Origin of the sequence: Phenylobacterium sp. RIFCSPHIGHO2_01_FULL_69_31 (assembly GCF_001824475.1) — a bacterium.
In the GTDB taxonomy this organism is placed as follows: domain Bacteria; phylum Pseudomonadota; class Alphaproteobacteria; order Caulobacterales; family Caulobacteraceae; genus Phenylobacterium.
Genome location: NZ_MHXN01000009.1, coordinates 175,825 through 195,237 on the forward strand (window position 1 = coordinate 175,825; position 19,413 = coordinate 195,237).

Sequence of the window (19,413 nt, forward strand, 5' to 3'; positions counted from 1 at the left end):
AGAGGCGCGCCCGGGACCTTAAGCAGCTTGCGCAGCTTCGGTTCTCAGGCGCGCCTCCCATCCCCAACGGATAGTCGGGCCGCTTTGCAGCGGAACTCAGATGTAGCGGCGCAGGCTCCGGGCCAGCTCGGCGGCGCCGGACTTCTTCTTCGCCTGGGCCGGCTGGTAGGCAACCGTGGCGTGCTCGTGGCAGTAGGGGCCGTTCTCTTCCGAGCGTCGGCCGCAGAAGGTGAAGCTGTCCAGCGACGGATCGCCGATCGGCCACTTGCACATGTGGGCGCCCAGGGTCAGCACGGTGGCCGTGCCAGGAGTCTCGTCGACATAGCGCACGGGCGCGGGGGCCGGATGGGCCGCCGAGACGGGCTCGGCGATGCGGCGCGGCGCCGACGGCGAGGCCTGGGCCGGACGCGCCGGACGCGGGGCCTTGAATACCGTCCGCTGCGGCTTGGAGGGGGTCGCGCGACCCGAAAGCCCCAGGCGGTGAACCTTGCCGATCACCGCGTTGCGGGTGACGCCGCCCAGCTGCTTGGCGATCTGACTGGCCGAGAGGCCGTCCTGCCAGAGCTTCTTCAGAAGTTCCACGCGTTCGTCGGTCCAGCCCATGGTCTCGCCTCCCACCCAGAGGATCCGGCGCGCCGCCGGGGCGCCGGGATCAACATCTTGTGGCGCCGAGCTAACTCAACCGCCACCAACCACCATCAGTAGTAAACAACTCGATAAGAGCCACAATAGGCGCCCTGCGGGTTCTCCACAGGAACTAGATGTTGATTCGAGTTTGGGCTGTGGTTGAGGCATGGCCTTGCGCAGCCGCCGCGCAGCGCGCACATCTCGGCCATGCGAGACATGCCTGACGCCGAAGTCGCCTTGCCCCCGCAGCCGCGCGCCTATCACGGCGTAAACTGGGAGGGGCTGAAGACCCTCTACGTTCGCGAGGTGCGGCGCTTCATGAAGGTGGGCATGCAGACCCTGGCCGCCCCGGTGGTCACCGCGCTGCTCTACATGCTGGTGTTCGTGGTCGCCGTGGGCGGCGCGCGCGAGGTGCACGGCGTCGCGTACGGCACGTTCGTGGCGCCTGGGCTGATCATGATGCAGATCCTCTCGAACGCCTTCGCCAACTCCTCATCGTCGCTGCTGCAGGCCAAGTTCAACGGGCTGATGGGCGACTTCATGACCCCGCCGCTGACCCCCGGCGAGCACGTGGTGGGCTTCGGCGGCGGCGCGGCCACCCGCGGCATCGTGGTCGGCCTCGTCAGCTTGGTCGCGGTGCTGCCCTTCGCGCGCCTGCCGATCGCCCAGCCCTGGGCCATCGTCTTTTTCGGCCTGGGCGCCGCGCTGATCATGGGTTTCATCGGCATCATGGCCGGGCTCTGGGCCGAGAAGTTCGACCACATGGCCGCCGTCACCAACTTCGTCATCATGCCGATGACGTTCCTGTCCGGCACCTTCTATCTGGTCGAGCGGCTGCCGGAGCCTTTCCGGACGTTCAGCCACTTCAACCCGTTCTTCTATCTGATCGACGGCTTCCGCTACGGCTTCACGGGCCAGGCCGAAAGCAACCTCGCCATCGGCGCGGCCATGACCGCGGTGCTGACGGTGGTCACGGGCGCCGTCTGCCTGTGGATGTTCCGCACCGGCTACAAGATCAAGACCTAGTCCCGCAGCACCTGCGAGGGCGTGACGCCGAGCAGGCGGCGCATCCAGCGGGCCAAATGGCTCTGGTGGGCGAAGCCGGTTTCCAGGGCGACCTCGGCGATCGTCATCCCGCGGCCAAGCAGCAGGCTGCGGGCCCGATGCACGCGGCGCTCCATGACGTAGGCGTGCACGGACTGGCCCATGGTGCGGCGGAACAGCGTGGTGAGGTGCGGGATGCTCATGCCCGCGACCCCCGCGACCTGTTCCAGCGTGAGTTCGCCATCGAGGTTGGTCTCGATGAACTCCACGATGCGCCGGATCTGCGGTTTCGACAGCGTCTGCCGGCCGGCGAAGCCCACGACGGCGAAGTTCTGCAGCAGGCGCGTGGCCAGGGCGATGGCGAGGCTGTCGGCGTAGATCCTTCCGGCGGGCGCAGGCGCCTGCAGCTCGGCGATCAGCGCCCGCACGACGTGCTCGACCAGCGGATCGCGCGCCCCGATCTTCGGCGCGAGTTCGGCCCGGCCGCCCGGGAGCGCCAGAGCCTCTGCCGTGGACGATAACAACGCTGGCGACAGGCGGACCGAGACCATGTCGCAGTCCGTATGATCCTCCCAGAACCCGCTGGCGCCACCGGGGACGAGATCGAAGTCGTAGGGGCTCTGGATGCGGAACTGGCCCACGCCCTCGCAGGTGCAATCCGTGGGCACCCCAGGGGTCAGGTAGAAGATCACCCGATGGTCCGAGATCGCCTGCCCGGGATAGCGGCCGGGCGTGGCGTGCACCTCCGTCGCCGCCAGCGGGCCCCACTCGCGCTGGCGCCCGAAGGTCAGGGTGGGCTCGGGCGTGTCTTGGAACTTGAACGGGTACGTCATCGGCAGCCTGTGCCTGCAAGAGCAACGCCAGACGCGAGCGAAGTCAAAGGCCAAGCGGTCGGCGGCGGCACGCGGTCATCGGAATGTGCTTTTCGCCCTCGGAACGTGCGCGACCCGGCGGGCGACGTAGCGGCAACGTCGCGGCGTCGCAGGAGGACCTCCCCATGACCGCCGCCGCCGCTTCCCCGGCCGCCTCCCCGCCGGGGCGGGGTACGTTGTCGCAAACGATGATCGCGGGCCTCGCCGGCGGCGCGGTCGATCTCCTCTATGCGTCCGGCATGTCCGTCGCGTCCGGCCAGCCCGCCGCCCGGCCCTGGCAGGCCGTCGCCAGCGGGTGGATCGGCGGGCCGGCCGCCCGCGATGGCGGAATGGCGGCGGTGCTGCTCGGCGTGGCCACCCACTTCGGCATCGCCCTGGCCATGGCTGCGGTCTACGTCCTGGCGGCCCGCCGGGTCCCTGCCTTGACCGCCCGGCCGATGATCGCGGGCGCGCTCTACGGCTTGATGCTCTACGGGGTCATGTACCTCGTCGTCCTGCCGCTCCGCTGGCCCGGGGCCTTTCCCAGCTGGCAGGGCGCGAAGTCTGGCCTCGACATCCTGGCCCATGTCGCCGTGGGCCTCGTCATCGCCTGGACGGTGTCGTCGCGAAAGGCGCGTGCGGCCTGATGTCGCCCCAGGAACCGAACCAACCCTTCCGCGGATCTCCCGTGCGCCGCGGGGCTGAGGCCCTCGCGGCGCAGGACATCGCCACCCTTCGCTCCGCCCTGATGGTGCGCGAGCATCTCGGCTTTCGACGGGCGTCGGAAGTTCTCGGCGTGAACCCGTCTGTGCTGTCGCGCCGGGTGCTGGCGCTGGAGGATGCGTTGGGCGTGTCCTTGTTCCAGCGCTCGTCGGGCGGCGCGCGTCCCACCGGGGCCGGCGAACGCTTCCTGTCGGAAGTCGAGCGCGCGCTGGAGCTGCTGGCCAAGGCGGCGGTCCGCGCCGGCGCCGCCGGACGGGGCGAGGTGGGCCGCCTGCGGCTGGGCCATGTGTGGCCGGTGACGGCCGGGCCGGCCGAAGCCATCCTTCGCGCCTATCGCCGCTCGGCCCGGGACGTGGAGCTGGAGCTGCGCGGCGGATCGGCGGCTGAACTGGTGGCGGCGGTGCTGGACCGCGAACTGGACGCGATCCTGATCGATGCCGAAGACGTGCCAGCCGGTCTCGACAGCCTGTCGCTGTGGAGCGAGCCCTGGCTCCTGGCCCGTTCGCTGGAGGCGCCCGACGAGGCGCTGGGCGAGGCGCCCGTGCTCTGCGCGGCGGGCGACGACTGGGGCCGTATCCAGAGGCTGGTGACCGACCGGGGCGGCGCCCGCGCCGGCGTCCGGGTGCAGATGACCTCGCACGACGGCGTCCTCAGTCTGGTCGCCGCCGGCGTCGGCCATGCGGTCGCGCCGCAGAGCGTCGCCCACGCCACCCGCGCCGGGGTCGCCTTCTCGCCGTTGCCCGGCCGGCCGGCGACGCTGCAGATCGCGGCGGCCTGGCGCAACGACCATGACAATCCGGCGCTGCGGCGCTTCATCAGCCTGCTGCGTTCGACCCCTCTCGACGCGGACTCGGTGGTGAAGCCGTTGCGCGCGGCGGGGGGCTGGGGATGAGCGATCCCGTCGGCGCGGCGCTGGACGCGCTGGGCGACGCCACCCGCCGCGACCTTTACGAGCGCATCCTGGCGCGGCCTTCGCGGATCGGAAGCCTCGCGGCGGCCGTCGCCGTCACCCGGCCGGCCGTCTCCCACCACGTGCGCGTGCTGAAGGAGGCGGGCTTGGTCCGCGAGGAGGATGGCCTGCTCGTGGCCACGGTCGAACCGCTGCCGCAGCTGCGGATCTATTTCGATCGCCTGTGGTTCGAGGCCTCGGTGGGCGAAGGCTGGTTGCGCGAGCGCTTTGCGGTCTCGCGGCGCCTGCATGCCCTGGAGGTCGAGCACGCCGCGCCGCGGTCCAGGACGGCCTGATGGAGATTGGGCGCGGCGCGCCGGCCGACGCCCCGGCGGAGATGTTCCGGGCCCTGGCCGACCCGACGCGCCGGGTCCTGCTGGAGCGCCTGGTCGCCCGCCCCGCGTCCGCCGGCGATCTCGCCCGAACCCTTGCGCTGCCGAGGGTCAACGTCAGCCATCACCTTGGCGTCCTGGCCGCCGCCGGGCTGGTCGACCTGCGCCGTCGCCAGGCGACCATTCGGCCCGAGGGACTGAGACGCCTGCGCCGCTACTTCGACGCGGCCCTGACCTCGGCTGCGATTACATCGTCCGGCCCGCGCAGGCCTGTGTCGGAATCAACACAGAAATAGAAAAAGACGGCGATCAAAAACCCGATAACTTCTGGAAATCCAGGAATTATTGCCGCTCGGTCCGTGTGTTGCTCAGAACGCATCGTTCGTTGCCTGGGCCATGATTGACCCTCTTTGTCACGCAACCGTAACTCACCGTCACCTGGCCCGCGAGCGGTGGGCCGAAACCTTCTTGTGGGGAGCGGGGCCGCCCAACTGGCGGTCGGCCGCGAAGGGGATATTGATCGTGAGCAAGCTTACTGTCCGTGCGCGCCTCCTGGCGTCTTCGATGATCTGCGGGGCGGCCATGACCGCGTCCCCGGCGCTGGCGCAGACCGCCGGCGAGGAGATCAGCGAGGTCGTCGTCACCGGCACCCGCATTCCGTCGCCGAACCTGGAGAGCGTCAGCCCGGTCACCGCGGTCAGCGCGGCCGAGATCAAGGCGACGGGCGTGACCCGCGTCGAGGACATGATCAACAGCCTGCCGCAAGCCTTCGCGGCCCAGGGCTCCTCGGTGTCCAACGGTTCGACGGGTACGGCGACCATCAGCCTTCGCGGCCTCGGTCCGACGCGCACCCAGGTCCTGATCGACGGCCGCCGCCTGATGCCCGGCACGCCCAACACCACGGGCGCCAACCTGGCCGCCGACATCAACTTCATCCCCTCAGCCCTGATCGAGCGCGTTGACGTGCTGACGGGTGGCGCCTCGGCCGTTTACGGCGCCGACGCCGTGGGCGGCGTCGTCAACTTCATCATGTCGCGCCGCTTCGAAGGCGTGCGCGTCGATGCCCAGTACGGCATCTACCAGCACGACAACGGCAGCTCGATCGCCGATGTCGTCTCCGCCAGCGCCGCGAAGGCGGCCAGCCCCGAGTTCTTCCGCCTGCCGAAGGACAACGTTCGCGACGGGGAGTCGAGCCAGGTCACCCTCGTGATCGGCGTGAACTCGCCAGACGGCAAGGGCAACGTGACCGCCTATGCCGGCTACCGTCACGTCGAGCCGATCCTGCAGGGCAACCGCGACTTCTCGTCCTGCACCCTGAATTCCGGCGACACCTTCGCCGCCGCCGGCTGCGGTGGCTCCGGCACCGCCTTCCCGGCCCGTTTCGGCAACTACGTGGTCGACATCACCGGGCCCGGGAACACCTTCCGCACCCGCGATGCGAGCCGCGACGTCTTCAACTTCGGCCCGGAGAACTACTACCAGCGTCCGGACGATCGCTACGTGCTGGGCGCCTTCGCCGAGTATGAGCTCACCGACTGGGCGACGGCCTACGCCGACGTGATGTTCATGGACGACCAGTCCACGTTCCAGATCGCGGCCGGCGGCGTGTTCGCGGGCTCGTTCAACGTGAACTGCGCCAACCCCTTCCTCTCCGCCCAGCAGCGCGGCTTGCTCGGCGTGTTCCAGGGCGCGGCGGGCGAGACCTGCGCCAACACCACCAACCCGAACGCCATGTTCCGCGGCACCATCGCGCGCCGGAACGTCGAGGGCGGCGGTCGCCAAGGCGCGATGCAGCATCAGCAGTATCGCTACGTCGTGGGCGTCCGCGGCGATCTGGGCGACAACTGGAACTACGACTTCGCCATGCAGTATGGCCGCGTGTCGTTCAACCAGGTCCAGACCGGCTTCTTCCGCACCCAGGCGATCAACAACGCCTTGAACGTGGTGAACGTGAACGGCGTCCCGACCTGCAAATCGGTGATCGACCAGACCGACCTGGCGTGCGTCCCCTACAACATCATGCAACTGGGCGGCGTCACGCCCGAGGCGCTGGCCTATCTCGAGACGCCGTCGACCACCATGGGCAACCTCTTCGAGCGGGTCGTGAACTTCTCGCTGGGCGGCGACCTCACCGAATACGGCGTGAAGACACCCTGGGCTACCGACGGCGTGGGCGTCTCGATCGGCGCCGAGTACCGGCGCGAGACCATGGACTTCTCGTCCGACTTCATCTCCTCGTCTGGCCAGCTCAACGGCTCGGGCGGCGCGGCTCCCCCGGTCAACGGCAGCTTCGACGTCTATGAGATGTTCGCGGAAACCCGAATTCCGTTGGTGCAGGACGTGGCCTTCGCCAAGAACCTGACGATGGAACTCGCCTTCCGGTACTCCGACTATTCCACAATCGGCACCACCGAGACCTACAAGATTGCCGGTGACTGGGAACCGATCGATGGCTTGCGGATCCGCGGCGGCTACAACCGCGCCGTTCGCGCCCCCCACGTCCTCGAACTGTTCAGCCCGCAGAACGTCGTCCTCGACGGCACGCAGGATCCCTGTGCGGGCCTGTCCGCCAATGATCCGCTGGTCGCCCGCTGCGCCCAGGCGTTTGGCCTCACGACTGCCCAGGTCCTGGCCATCGAAGCGAATAGCGCCAACCAGTACAACGGGCTCAACGGCGGCAACCCGGACCTCGACCCGGAGACGGCCGACACCTACACCGTCGGCTTCGTCTATCAGCCGTCCTTCCTGCCGGGCTTCAACCTCTCGGTCGACTACTTCGATATCAAGGTGAAGGACTTCATCTCGGGCATCGGCGCGGACACGATCATCACCCGCTGCGTCGATACGCTGGATCCCTTCTACTGCAACCTCGTCCAGCGCGACGCCGACAACTCGCTCTATCTGTCGAACCAGGGCTTCGTGCGAAACACCACCCTGAATACCGGCTCGCTGGCGACGACCGGTTTCGACATCAACGTGGGCTATCGAACCGACCTCGAGAACTTTGGGCTTGGAAATAGCGGGGGCCTGAGCTTCAACTTCGTCGGGACTTATCTCGACACCCTGAAGGTGCAGCCGCTCCCCGGTGAAGACGCGTTCGACTGCGCCGGCTACTTCGGGAACATTTGTTCGGTCTCGGGTGGTCTGTCGGCGCCGAACCCGGAATGGCGCCACAAGGCGCGCGTAACCTGGACCACGCCGCTCGAGTACGGCGACTGGTTCAAGGACTTCTCCCTCAGCCTGCAGTGGCGCCACTTCTCGAAGGTGACGCTGGACGCCTATTCCAAGGATCCGGGCCTGAACAACCCCGGTCTGCAGTACGCTTCGGACAAGACGCTCAAGGCGCGGGACTACTTTGACCTGACGGCGTCCTGGACGATGCGGGACAACATCAACTTCCGCGCAGGGGTGAACAACCTGTTCGACAAGGATCCGCCGCTGACAGGTTCGTCGAACTGCCCCACCGGGCCCTGCAACGGCAACACCTGGGCGCAGATGTACGACGCGTTCGGACGTTACCTGTTCGTCGGCGCGACGATGGACTTCTAGCTGCTTGGCGGGAGGGGGCGTGCTCCCTCCCGCCCACTCCCTCGCCGAGGGGGAGCAAAAGATTGACACCGTCACACTTCACGCGGAAAAGGCGAAGCCTTCCAGTCCCCGCTGCTCAACGCGGCGGGGACGTTTCATTTTGGAGGGCCCAGACAGTGGCCGAGACGACCTCCGCCCCCGTTCCCAGCGATCACATCATGGGCGTCTATGCGCGCGCCCCGCTGGCGTTCGAGCGAGGCGAGGGCTCGCGACTGTTTACCGCCGACGGCGAGGCCTACCTCGACTGCATGGCTGGCATCGCCGTGACGGCCCTGGGCCACAATCACCCCAAGCTGGTGCAGGCGGTGAAGGACCAGGCCGAGAAGCTCTGGCACACCTCCAACATCTTCCGGATCCCCCACCAGGAGAAGCTGGCGAAGCTTCTCACCGACAACACCTTCGCCGACGTGGCCTTCTTCACGAACTCCGGCGCCGAGGCGATCGAGTGCGCGATCAAGACGGCGCGCAAGTATCACTGGGCGAACGGCCAGCCGGAGCGGATCGATATCATCGGCTTCGACGGCTCGTTCCACGGCCGGACGATCGCCACCATCTTCGCCGCGGGCAATCCCAGCTACGTCGAAGGCTTCGGCCCTGCGCTGCCCGGGTTCGTGCAGGCCAAGTTCGGGGACCTCGAGGGCCTGCGCGCGCTGGTCGGTCCGACCACCGCGGCGATCCTCCTGGAGCCCGTGCAGGGGGAGGGCGGGGCCCGGTCCTGGACCGAGGCCCAGCTCAAGGAGATACGCCAGCTCTGCGACGAGACCGGGACCCTGCTGATCTACGACGAGATCCAGTGCGGCCTGGGTCGGACGGGCCGGCTCTTCGCCTACGAGTGGGCGGACGGCGCGGCCGATCCGGACATCATGGCGGTGGCCAAGGCGCTGGGCGGCGGCTTCCCGGTGGGCGCCTGTCTCGCGACGGCCGAGGCGGCCAAGGGCATGGGCCCGGGCAGCCACGGCTCCACCTACGGCGGCAACCCGCTGGCCATGGCGGTCGGCGTCGCCTCGGTCGAGGAACTGATCAAGCCCGAGCTGCTGGCCCACGTCCGCGAGGTGGCCGGCTACCTGAACCAGCAGCTCTCGGGGCTGAAGGACCGCTATCCCGACGTGGTGCTCGACATCCGCGGCAAGGGCTTGCTGATCGGCGTGAAGCTGGCGACGCCCAATCGCGAGTTCATGCAGCACGCCCGCGACAACCACCTGCTGATCGCAGGCGGCGGCGACAACTGCGTGCGCCTGCTGCCGCCGCTGACCCTCAGCCTCGACGAAGCCCGCGAGGCGATCGGCCTGCTGGAGAAGTCCTGCGAAGCCGCTCAGGCCAAGGCGGCGAAGGAAAAGGCGGGGGCGGCGGCATGAGTAAGGCCGTCCGCCACTTCCTCGACCTGTGGAGGCTCGACGGGACTGAGCTGCGGATCATCCTCGAAGACGCCAAGGCCCGAAAGGCGGCCCGCGCCGGCTGGCCCAAGGGCAAGCCCGACGAGGACCATCCCGCCCGCGGCCGGACCCTGGCCATGATCTTCGAGAAGAACTCCACCCGCACGCGCTTCTCGTTCGACGCCGCCATGCGCCAGCTGGGCGGCGACGTGATCATCTCCAACGCCGTCGACATGCAGCTCGGCCGCGGCGAGCCGATCGAAGACACCGCCCGCGTGCTGTCGCGCATGGTCGACGCCATCATGATCCGCTCCAATGTCCATGAGGACGTGGAGCGCCTGGCCCTGTGGTCCTCCGTGCCGGTCATCAACGGCCTGTCGGACAAGAGCCACCCGTGCCAGATCCTGGCCGATCTGATGACCTTCGAGGAGCACCGCGGCAACGTCTACGGCAAGACGTTCGCCTGGGTGGGCGACGGCAACAACGTGTGCTCGTCCTTCATCCATGCGGCGCCCAAGCTGGGCTTCAAGCTCAACATCGCCAGCCCGGCCGTCTTCCATCCCGACATGATGGACCTCGCGCGCGCCGCCGAGCAGCAGGGTCATGTCATGACCACCCACGATCCGGTCGAGGCTGTCCGCGGCGCCGACTGCGTGATCACCGACACCTGGGTGTCCATGGGCGACACCGACCACGACGAGCGGATCGAGGCGCTGGAGCCCTACCAGGTCGACGACAAGCTGATGTCGGTGGCGAACAAGGACGCCGTGTTCCTGCACTGCCTCCCGGCCCACCGCGGCGAGGAAGTGACGGACTCGGTCATCGACGGGCCGGCCAGCCTGGTCTGGGACGAGGCGGAGAACCGCATCCACGCCCAGAAGTCGATCCTGGCCTGGTGCTTCGGCGCCATCTGACGCCGGAGTGGGCGGGCGCCTAGGACAACTCGCCCGCTCGCAACCTCGCCGACGCGTCCTATATTGCGCCCCATGTCCGATACACAGACCCCCGACGACCTCGTCGGCGCCTTCCAGATCGAGGGCGAACCCGTTCGCGGCCGCGTCACCCGGCTCGGCCCCGCCATCGACGAGATCCTGCGGGGTCACGACTATCCCGAGCCGGTCGCCAACCTGCTGGGCGAGGCGTGCGCGCTCGCCGCCCTGGTGGGCTCGTACCTGAAGTTCGACGGCCGGCTGATCGTCGAGGCTCGCGGCGCTGGCCCCGTGCGCTACGTGGTCGCCGACTACGACACCTCGGGCGGCCTGCGCGGCTATTGCCGGTTCGACGCCGCCGAGGTCGAGGCCGTGTCCCAGGGCTTCCTGCGCCCGGGCGCCAGGACGCTGCTGGGCGAGGGCGTCTTCATGATGACCGTCGACCAGGGCAGCGACATGGATCGCTACCAGGGCATGACGTCCATCGACGGCGAGACCCTGGCCCTTTGCGCCGAGCAGTACTTCGCCCAGTCCGAGCAGACGCCGACGCGCGTGCGCCTGGCCGTGGGCCGCGAGGAGACCGGCTGGCGCGCCGGCGGCTTCCTCATCCAGTACATCGCCGCCGACGACGCCCGAGGCGACACCTTGGAGGCCTGGGTTCGCACCCAGGCGTTCTTCGAGACCCTGGGCGAGGACGAACTGCTGGACACGGAGCTGTCGTCCGACCGCCTGCTGTTCCGGCTGTTCCACGAGGACGGCGTGCGCGTGTTCGGCTCCAAGCCGCTGCGCGCCTTCTGCCGCTGCAACCAGGAGCGGATCGTGACGGTGCTGAAGTCGTTCGACCGGGCCGAGCGCGAGGATATGGTCGAGGACGACGGCAAGATCCACGTCACCTGCGAGTACTGCAGCCGCGTCTACGCCGTCGCGCCTGAGGCTCTGGAGATCGCCTAGGCCTCGCGGCTGGGCGCGATTGCGAGGATCGCGCGCAGGCCGTCGGCGAAGCGCGCCACCTCGGCCTCACCGCCCAGCGCGGCGGTGATCTCGGCGTTCAGGGCGTCCAGGTTGACCCGGAAGCGGTCTAGCGCCGCTTCTCCGGCCGGCGTCAGGGTCACGGTCCAGGCGCGGCCGTCCGTGGGGCTGGGCGCGCGTGCGACGAAGCCGGCCTCCATCAGCCGCCCCACCATGCCGGTCACGGCGGATTCGTTCAGCTTCAGCTGTTCGGCCACCCGCCGCTGCGTCGTCGCCCGCTCCCGCGCGATCACGAACATCACCGCCGCCTGGGCCGCGGTCACACCCGCCACGCCCTGGGAATCGCGGTCGGCGCGGGTCTTCAGCCGGTGCGCGGCCGTCTGGAGCAGATGGTAGAGGCGCTCGCGCCCGGCCGGATCCATGCGGGCGAAGCTAGCCCGCGTTGACAGCGCCGCTCAACGCGCATTTACTTGTGATGTGAAGTAAATTCGGGAGCCGTCCAATGGGCGCCGTCGACGTCTGGGCCCAGCAGCCCAATGCGCTGTTCCAGCAGCAACCTTGGCTCGCGACTCTCAACCGCTGGACCGGCAAGAGCGGCGACGAGCCGCCGGTCACCACGGACCGGACCCTGGCAGCCATGGACGCGGCCGGCGTCGATATTACCTTCCTCTCGGCTTGGTGCGGCCCCCGCGGCTGGCTGATCACGAACGAAGAGGTGGCCGAGGCGGTGGCCCAGGCGCCCGCCCGACTGCGCGGGCTGATGACGGTGGACCTCAACGATCCCATGGGGGCGGTCCGCACGATCCGCGAACACGCCGCCAACCCCGCCTTCGTGGGCGTGCGCGTTGTGCCCTGGCTGTGGGATCTGCCGCCCAACGACCGCCGCTACTATCCGGTCTATGTGGCCTGCGTGGAGGCTGGCCTGCCGTTCTGCACCCAGATCGGCCACACCGGCCCGCTGTGCCGCTCCGAGCCCGGCCGTCCGATCCCCTACCTCGACGACGTGCTGCTGGACTTCCCCGACCTGCGCGTCGTCGGCGGCCACGTGGGCTTCCCGTGGATGGACGAGGTGCTGTCCCTGGCGCGGAAGTACCCGAACTTCTACGTCGACACCTCGGCCTACACCGTGGCGCGGCTGCCGCCCCAGCTCACCGACTTCATGCGCGGGCAGGGGGCGGGCCGGGTGATGTTCGGCACTAACTGGCCCATGGTCTCGCCGAAGCACGCCCTGGCGGCGCTGGACGATCTCGGCCTCGACGACCGCGCCCGCGAGCTGTTCCTCGGGGGCGCGGCGCGCAAGGTGTTCAGGCTGGCGGCTTAGGCGGCGTCCAGAGCTCGCGATACGTCGCGCACCAGGTCGCCGGGACCTTCCAGGCCGACGCTCATCCGCACCCAGCCCTCGGTCAGGCCGATCTCCAGACGCTCGGCCTCGGGCATGGAGCGGTGGGTGGTGGTGCAGGGGTGCGTGGCCATCGACTTGGCGTCGCCGAGGTTGTTGGAGATGTCGACGATCTGCAGGGCGTCCAGGAACCGCCAGGCCGCGTCGCGGCTGCCCAGGTCGAAGGCCACCACATTGCCGCCGCCGGTCATCTGGTTGGCGATGATCGAGGCCTGCGGGTGGTCCGGGCGGCCGGGATAGATGGTCCTCAGCGCCTTGGAATGGGCGGCGATGGCGTCGGCCACCCTGGCGCAGTTCTCGGTCTGACGGCGCACGCGCAGCTCCAGCGTCTCCAGCCCCTTCAGCAGCACCCAGGCATTGAAGGGCGACAGCGCCGGCCCGGTGTGGCGGTGCATGTCCTTGTAGGCCTCGGTCATCAGCTCGGCGGCGCCCAGGATCGCCCCGCCCAGCACGCGGCCCTGGCCGTCGATGTGCTTGGTGGCCGAATAGACGACGATGTCCGCGCCCAGAGCCAGCGGCTTCTGGAAGATCGGCGTGGCGAACACGTTGTCGACCACCAGCTTGGCGCCCGCCGCATGGGCGATATCGGCCACGGCGCCGATGGCGGTCACCTCCAGCAGCGGATTGGCCGGGCTCTCCACCAGGAAACACTTGGTGTTGGGCCGGACCGCGTTCTTCCACGCCTCCAGGTCCGTGGCGTCGACATAGGTGGTCTCCACCCCGAACCGCGGCATCCATTCCGAGAGGATCCAGCGGCACGAGCCGAACAGGGCACGGCCCGCCACGATATGGTCTCCGGCGCGGACCAGGCCCATCAGGGCGAGCTGTACCGCCGCCATGCCCGAGGCGGTCGCCTTGCATTGCTCGGCCCCCTCGATCAGGGCCAGGCGATCCTCGAACATCTGCGTGGTCGGGTTGCCGAACCGCTGGTAGATGAATCCCGGTGCGTTGCCGGCGAACCGCGCGTCGGCCGCCGCCGCGGTCTCGTAGGCGAAACTCTGGTTCAGAAAGAGGGCTTCGGAAATCTCGCCGTGCTCGGTGCGCATGAGGCCGCCGCGCACCGCTCGGGTCTCGATTTCCCAGTCGCGCGGGTCTTCAGCCATCATGGCCTCCTTCAAGAAAAACTGGGCCGCTTGAACGCTCCGCACCCGGCGCCGTCAAGGTCCGCTTTCCTGGGGCCGGCCCCAATTCCTCTCGGCCAAGCCTTGCCACATCGCGGTTCTGCGGTAAGGGTTCGCGGCCCATGAGCGAGTTCAACGCCCCGGGCATCCTGCCCTGCCAATCCATCGAAGCCCTGATCGCCGGCGGCGCCATCGCGTCGGCGACGCCGTGGGAGCCCGACCAGGTCCAGCCGGCCAGCCTGGACCTGCGCCTCGCGGGCAAGGCCTGGCGCGTGCGCGCCTCCTTCCTGCCGCGCCACGGCACGGTCCGCCAGCGCATCGCCGAGGTAGCCATGCACGAGCTGGACCTCACCAAGGGCGCGGTGCTGGAGCGCGGCTGCGTCTACATCGCCGAGCTGCAGGAGCGGGTGAAGCTGCCCAAGGGCGTCTCGGCCCGGGCCAACCCGAAGAGCTCCACCGGCCGCGTGGACGTCTTCGTGCGGGTGATCACCGACTACGGCGACGCCTTCGACGATGTGGACGAGGGCTACGAGGGCCCGCTCTACATGGAGATCGCGCCGCAGACCTTCTCGGTGCTGGTCCGCTCGGGCACCCGCCTCAACCAGCTCCGGCTCAAGGCTGGCGTCCCCGCCCGCCTGCGGACGGAGAGCGTCGGCGTCGACCTGACAGGCGACATCGCGGGCTTCCGCGGCCGCCGCCACGCCGGCGTCGTCGATCTCGACCACGAGGACGGCCACGACCCGAAGGACTTCTGGGAGCCCCTGGTCCCGCGCAACGGCCAGCTGCTGCTCGACCCCGGCGAGTTCTACATCCTGGCCTCGAAGCAGGCGGTGGAGATCCCGGTCATGGAGGCCGCGGAGATGACGCCGATCGATCCGTCCGTCGGCGAGTTCCGGGTCCACTACGCCGGCTTCTTCGACCCCGGCTTCGGCACCGACGAGGCGCACGGCAAGGGCTCCAAGGGCGTGCTGGAGGTCCGCAGCCACGAGACCCCGTTCATCCTGGAGGACGGCCAGACGGTGGCGCGGCTTGTCTACGAACCGCTCACCGAGCGCCCGACGCGCCTCTATGGCGACCTAGGGTCGCACTACCAGCGCCAGGGCCTGAAATTGTCGAAGCATTTCCGAGTTTGGGAGCCATAATCCCCCACGCCTGATCGGCGCTCGATGTCGGGGGACACCGTGGGTTGGATGCGCAGGCTCGCCGGGGCGGCGGGCGCGATGATCTTGGGATTTGCGGGGACGGCCCAGGCGGCGCCGGCCATGTGGCGCGTCTCGGACGCCGACAGCCAGGTCTACCTCTTCGGCACCCTGCATGCGCTGCAGCCCGGCCAGGCCTGGCGCACGCCGCTCTACGACGCGGTCCTGGCCCGGGCGGGGACCGTCTGGTTCGAAGCGGACCTGCAGTCGGGCGACCCGGACACCCTGCGCCTGCTGGTCCGCCGCTACGGCGTCGACCCTGACCGGCCGCTCAGCCGCAAGCTGGCGCCATCCGACTTGGGGGCCCTGGCCCGCCAGACCGATCTTGCCCGCGTGGACCACCTGCGGCCCTGGGCGGCGGCGCTGATGCTGTCCATGCAGCCGGCCCTCGCCCGCGGCGCCTCGGTGGACAAGGGCGCGGACGTCACCATCACCCGCGCCGCCCGGGCCGAATCCAAGCGCATCCGCACCTTCGAGACGCTGGAGGACCAGGCCCGCATGTTCGCCAGCCTGCCCGAGGATTCAGAGGTTCGTTACCTGGCCGACGTGGTGCGCGAGCGCAGCCGCGGGCCACGCCTGCGCCTGCCGTTCAAGCCCGCCAGCCTGGAGGACGCCTGGGCCGCCGGCAGTCTCGGCGACGGGCACATCGCGGATATGCGCAGCGAGAACCCGGCGCTGTACGACGCCTTCCTGCGCCGCCGGAACGAGGCCTGGGCCGATCGCCTCGCCGAAGGGATGGCGGGCTCTGGCGTCGAACTGGTCAATGTCGGCGCCTTCCACCTGATCGGCCCCGACGGCCTGCCGACCCTGCTGGCGGCTCGCGGCTTCCGCGTCGAACGGGTCCAGTAGCCGCTCAGGGCACGGCCACGGGCACGGTCATCGGAAAGCCGCCCGCCCGGCTAAGGGCCGAACTCGCGCGCTTGCCCAGCAGGCCCGCCGCCCAGTTGCCGATCTCGATCAGCTTGCCGAGGTCGTAGCCCGTCTCGAAGCCGCCCCGCTCCAGCATGTAGACCAGATCCTCGGTGCCGATGTTGCCCGTGGCGTTCGGCGCGAAGGGGCAGCCGCCCAGGCCGCCCACGCTGGCGTCCAGGATGTCGACGCCCGCCTCGACGCCGGCATAGGCGTTGGCCAAACCGGTATTGCGGGTGTCGTGGAAATGCAGCCGCAGCGGGATGTGGCCCGCCGCCTTCTTCGCCAGCTCCACCCGGCGGCGGACCATCCAGGGGTCGGCCACGCCGATGGTGTCGGCCAGGGCGATCTCGGCCACGCGCAGGTCGGCGGCAGCCTTCACGATCTCGACCACCCGCTCTTCGGGCACCTCGCCGTCGAAGGGGCAGCCGAACGCCACCGAGACGGTGACCGTCACCGGCGGATCCTCCTTGCGGCGGACGCCCATGATGTTGGCCATGGTGATGATCTGCTCGTCCACCGAGGCGCCCTGGTTGCGGATGCCGAAGCCGTCGCTGGCGCACACCACCACGTTCGCCTCATCGCAGCCGGCGTCCAGGCAGCGCTCCCAGCCGCGCAGGTTCAGCACCAGGCCGATGCGCGACCGGCCCTCCTTGCGGGGCAGGGCGGCCATGATCTCCTCGGCGCCGGCCATCTGCGGCACGCGCTTGGGATTGACGAACGAAACCACCTCCATGCGCCGGGCGCCGGCGGCCTCGAGCCGCTGGATCATCTCCAGCTTCTGGCCCACCTCGAGCAGCGTCTTCTCGTTCTGCAGACCATCGCGGGGGCCCACCTCCACGATCTCGATACGCCGGCTCATCGTCTGACCTCGTTCAGGACTTCGGGCGCCACATAGACCCGAAGCGTCATGGGATCACCCTTGGAGTAGTTGATGCCGCCAACGCTCGCGACCAGCACGGCGGTTCCCGCCCGGGCCTCCAGCGCCTCGCGGAAGGGCGCCTCCTCGCGCTGCTCGACGATGGCCGGGCGGCCCTCCACGATCGCCTGGGCGGCCTCGGCGGGGCCGTGTAGCTCGGTGGCGGTGCCCAGGGCGAACACCAAGCTGGGCTCGGCGAAGCCGGCGACGGCGACGGGGGCCTCGGCGACCCCCTGCCGCGGCAGAAGGCGGGTCTGTTCCAGCGCCCGCTCCAACCGCGCCGACAGCCACAGCGGATCCAGCCGTGGCGCGAAGGCGGCCGCCAGGGCGGCGTGCGCCAGGATGGCGAGGGCCAGCGCCCCCAGCGCCGCCGCCTGCTGCGCCCGGCGGACCATCAGATAGGCGCCGACCAGCGCGGCCGCCGCGAACAGGCCGCCGGCCAGGGTCGCGGCCCAGGCGTCCGAGGGATCGCCATAGACCGACAGCAGGTAGAAGACCGCGCCCGCCAGGACCAGGCCCATCACCGCCAGCAGGCCCGCGCCCAGCCAGCGCGCGACCGCCCCGATGGGCTCGGCCAGGGCCCGCGCCGCCAGCCAGGCCAGGCCGCCATAGGCCGGCATCAGGTAGTGCGGCAGCTTGGTCGGCAGGGCCTCGAACACGATCCAGATGGGGATCAGCCAGGCGAGGGCGAAGCGGACCCCAGGCTCGGCGCGATGCCGCCACGCCGCCACCGCTGCGGCCGGCAGCAGCAGGGTCATGGGGAAGGCGAGCAGGGGCGTCAGCAGCAGATGGTAGCCCGGCGGCGCGCCATGGGTCTCCTGGCCGCCGGCCAGCTTGGGGGCGAGATCGGATCCGACCGCCTCCGACCAGAACCCGCCATCGGTGGCGACCGTCACCGCGCCGGCCCAGGGGCCGACGACGGCCAGGACGATGATCAGGCCCCACCACCACCTCAGCCCGGCAAGCCATCCGGTCCGGCGGTCCCAGACCGCCAGGGTGATCATGGCGAAGAACGCCACCATGGGCCCGATGGGCCCCTTGATCAGCGTCGAGGCCGCCAGCGCCGCCCAGAAGATCCAGACGGCGCGCCGTCCGGCCGGCTCGCCGCCCCGCTGCGCCGCATAGAGCCGGCCCAACGCCGCCAGGGCCAGCGTCGTCGTCCCGGCCAGGGCCGAATCGGTCTTGGCGATGAACGCCTCGGTGGAGACCAGCAGGCAGCCGCCAAGCAGCGCCCCGGCCAGCAGCGCCGTCCGCCGGTCGAAGAAGCCCGCCGCGCCCCAGGCGCAGGCGGCCGCGGCCAGCATGGCGCCCAGCAGCGAGGGCAGGCGATAGGCCCAGATCTGCCGCGCCTCGGGGCTCGACACCAGGCTCACGCTGGCGGCCTGCAGCCAGTGGATGCCCACCGGCTTCTTGAACCGTGGCGCGTCCTGGAAGCGGATCACCACATAGTCGTCGCTCTCCAGCATCTGCGCCGTCGCCTGGGCGAACCGCGCCTCGTCGCGGTCGAGCGGCGGCATGGCCACGAGGCCGGGCAGGCCGGCCAGGAAGGCGATGAAGGCGGCGAGCGCCGGCCCCCGCCAACCGCCGCTCCATTTCGTCAGGACCGCATCCAGCGTCATGGGCCGTGCATACCACGATCCTTTCTCACGCCACGTTTTCCGCTATGAGCGGGCGATGGCTTCCGCGCCCGACATCTCGGTGGTGATCCCCGTCTATGACGAGGAGGGCGCGGCGCCCGCCCTGGCGCGCGAAATCGCCGCCGCCTTCGCCGGCCGGTCCTACGAGATGATCTTCGTGGACGACGCCAGCCGGGACGGCACGCGCGCGGCGCTGAAGGCGCTGGCCGCCGAGATTCCGCAGTTGCGCGTCCTGGCCCACCGCAAGAACTCGGGCCAGAGCCGCTCGCTGCGGACCGGCATCCTGGCCGCCCGGGCGCCGGTGGTCGTGACCCTCGACGGCGACGGCCAGAACGACCCGGCCGACGGACCGGCCCTGGTGGATGCGCTGGTGGCGGGCCCCTCCGAGCTGGCCCTGGTCGGTGGAGAGCGGGTGAAGCGCCAGGATAGCCAGGCCAAGAAGTTCGCCTCCCGGATCGGGAATGGCGTGCGCAAGCGCCTCCTGAAGGACACCGCCAACGACACCGGCTGCGGCCTCAAGGCCTTTCGGCGCGAGGCGTTCCTGCGGCTTCCCTACTTCGACCACATCCACCGCTACCTGCCGGCGCTCATGCTGCGCGAGGGCTACCGCGTGGAATTCCGGCCCGTGAACCACCGCCACCGCCAGACCGGCCAGTCGAAGTACACGAACTTCGGCCGGCTCGTGGCCTCGCTGTCGGACCTGTTCGGCGTGATGTGGCTGCAGTCGCGGGCCCGCAATCCGGGCGGGGTGGACGAAGTCTAGAGGCTGTTAGGAACTTGGCGCGGGGCCTTCCTGGTTGCCTCTCCTCACCCGTAGGGGGAGGGGGACCATGCGCAGCATGGT

The 19,413-nt window shown here is 69.7% G+C and carries 19 protein-coding genes; 13 read left to right on the forward strand and 6 right to left on the reverse strand.

Going from position 1 to position 19,413, the window contains the following annotated elements; genetic code table 11:
• Positions 1-96: 96 nt before the first annotated feature.
• Entirely contained in the window at positions 97-603 is a 507-nt protein-coding gene (locus A2790_RS06860; RefSeq protein WP_068878871.1) for a GcrA family cell cycle regulator, read from the reverse strand.
• Between the two features lie 231 nt (positions 604-834).
• Between A2790_RS06860 and A2790_RS06865 the strand changes: the two genes are divergently transcribed.
• Positions 835-1,653, forward strand: a complete 819-nt coding sequence (locus A2790_RS06865) for an ABC transporter permease (RefSeq protein WP_293389160.1) — start codon at positions 835-837, stop codon at positions 1,651-1,653.
• Here A2790_RS06865 and A2790_RS06870 read toward each other — a convergent pair.
• Positions 1,650-2,504, reverse strand: coding sequence for an AraC family transcriptional regulator (locus tag A2790_RS06870; RefSeq protein WP_293389162.1), 855 nt, complete (start codon positions 2,502-2,504; stop codon positions 1,650-1,652). The two genes, A2790_RS06865 and A2790_RS06870, sit on opposite strands and share 4 nt — an antisense overlap.
• A 164-nt stretch (positions 2,505-2,668) precedes the next feature.
• On the opposite strand from A2790_RS06870, the gene A2790_RS06875 reads away from it, so the two are divergent.
• The 8 genes from A2790_RS06875 to A2790_RS06910 all read left to right on the forward strand — a co-directional run bounded on the left by A2790_RS06875 (position 2,669) and on the right by A2790_RS06910 (position 11,367).
• Positions 2,669-3,169, forward strand: coding sequence for a hypothetical protein (locus A2790_RS06875; RefSeq protein WP_293389164.1), 501 nt, complete (start codon positions 2,669-2,671; stop codon positions 3,167-3,169).
• 41 nt (positions 3,170-3,210) lie between these two features.
• Positions 3,211-4,137 carry a LysR family transcriptional regulator gene (locus tag A2790_RS06880; protein WP_293389166.1) on the forward strand — a complete coding sequence of 309 codons (927 nt, stop codon included), beginning with the start codon at positions 3,211-3,213 and terminating at the stop codon, positions 4,135-4,137.
• Entirely contained in the window at positions 4,134-4,490 is a 357-nt protein-coding gene (locus A2790_RS06885) for a helix-turn-helix domain-containing protein (protein ID WP_293389168.1), read from the forward strand. The genes A2790_RS06880 and A2790_RS06885 overlap by 4 nt, the downstream gene beginning before the upstream one ends.
• A complete protein-coding gene (locus A2790_RS06890) occupies positions 4,490-4,822 on the forward strand; it encodes a metalloregulator ArsR/SmtB family transcription factor (protein ID WP_293389170.1) in 333 nt (110 codons plus the stop codon). Before A2790_RS06885 ends, A2790_RS06890 begins: the two co-directional genes overlap by 1 nt.
• Before the next feature lie 226 nt (positions 4,823-5,048).
• Positions 5,049-8,075, forward strand: a complete 3,027-nt coding sequence (locus A2790_RS06895; RefSeq protein WP_293389172.1) for a TonB-dependent receptor — start codon at positions 5,049-5,051, stop codon at positions 8,073-8,075.
• A 197-nt stretch (positions 8,076-8,272) separates the two neighbouring features.
• A complete protein-coding gene (locus A2790_RS06900; RefSeq protein ID WP_293389308.1) occupies positions 8,273-9,469 on the forward strand; it encodes an aspartate aminotransferase family protein in 1,197 nt (398 codons plus the stop codon).
• Positions 9,466-10,401, forward strand: a complete 936-nt coding sequence (argF, locus tag A2790_RS06905; RefSeq protein ID WP_293389174.1) for an ornithine carbamoyltransferase — start codon at positions 9,466-9,468, stop codon at positions 10,399-10,401. Before A2790_RS06900 ends, argF begins: the two co-directional genes overlap by 4 nt.
• 72 nt (positions 10,402-10,473) lie before the next feature.
• Positions 10,474-11,367, forward strand: coding sequence for an Hsp33 family molecular chaperone (locus A2790_RS06910; RefSeq protein WP_293389176.1), 894 nt, complete (start codon positions 10,474-10,476; stop codon positions 11,365-11,367).
• On the opposite strand, the gene A2790_RS06915 is transcribed toward A2790_RS06910, so the two are convergent.
• The gene (locus A2790_RS06915) at positions 11,364-11,807 is read right to left on the reverse strand and encodes a MarR family winged helix-turn-helix transcriptional regulator (RefSeq protein ID WP_293389178.1); all 444 of its coding nucleotides are present in this window, start codon (positions 11,805-11,807) and stop codon (positions 11,364-11,366) included. The genes A2790_RS06910 and A2790_RS06915 overlap by 4 nt on opposite strands.
• Before the next feature lie 80 nt (positions 11,808-11,887).
• Here A2790_RS06915 and A2790_RS06920 point away from each other — a divergent pair, with 80 nt between their 5' ends.
• Positions 11,888-12,706 carry an amidohydrolase family protein gene (locus A2790_RS06920; protein ID WP_293389180.1) on the forward strand — a complete coding sequence of 273 codons (819 nt, stop codon included), beginning with the start codon at positions 11,888-11,890 and terminating at the stop codon, positions 12,704-12,706.
• On the opposite strand, the gene metZ is transcribed toward A2790_RS06920, so the two are convergent.
• Complete coding sequence (gene metZ / locus A2790_RS06925) at positions 12,703-13,887, reverse strand: O-succinylhomoserine sulfhydrylase (protein ID WP_293389182.1); 1,185 nt, start codon at positions 13,885-13,887, stop codon at positions 12,703-12,705. The genes A2790_RS06920 and metZ overlap by 4 nt on opposite strands.
• A gap of 140 nt (positions 13,888-14,027) precedes the next feature.
• Here metZ and A2790_RS06930 point away from each other — a divergent pair, with 140 nt between their 5' ends.
• Positions 14,028-15,047: a 2'-deoxycytidine 5'-triphosphate deaminase gene (locus A2790_RS06930; protein WP_068878646.1), complete on the forward strand. Its 1,020-nt coding sequence runs from the start codon at positions 14,028-14,030 to the stop codon at positions 15,045-15,047.
• A gap of 48 nt (positions 15,048-15,095) precedes the next feature.
• Complete coding sequence (locus A2790_RS06935) at positions 15,096-15,953, forward strand: TraB/GumN family protein (RefSeq protein ID WP_293389184.1); 858 nt, start codon at positions 15,096-15,098, stop codon at positions 15,951-15,953.
• Positions 15,954-15,957: 4 nt separating this feature from the next.
• On the opposite strand, the gene A2790_RS06940 is transcribed toward A2790_RS06935, so the two are convergent.
• Complete coding sequence (locus tag A2790_RS06940; protein WP_293389186.1) at positions 15,958-16,875, reverse strand: hydroxymethylglutaryl-CoA lyase; 918 nt, start codon at positions 16,873-16,875, stop codon at positions 15,958-15,960.
• Positions 16,872-18,551: a glycosyltransferase family 39 protein gene (locus A2790_RS06945; protein WP_293389188.1), complete on the reverse strand. Its 1,680-nt coding sequence runs from the start codon at positions 18,549-18,551 to the stop codon at positions 16,872-16,874. Before A2790_RS06945 ends, A2790_RS06940 begins: the two co-directional genes overlap by 4 nt.
• Here A2790_RS06945 and A2790_RS06950 point away from each other — a divergent pair.
• Positions 18,550-19,332, forward strand: coding sequence for a glycosyltransferase family 2 protein (locus A2790_RS06950; protein WP_293389190.1), 783 nt, complete (start codon positions 18,550-18,552; stop codon positions 19,330-19,332). The two genes, A2790_RS06945 and A2790_RS06950, sit on opposite strands and share 2 nt — an antisense overlap.
• Positions 19,333-19,413: the final 81 nt, after the last annotated feature.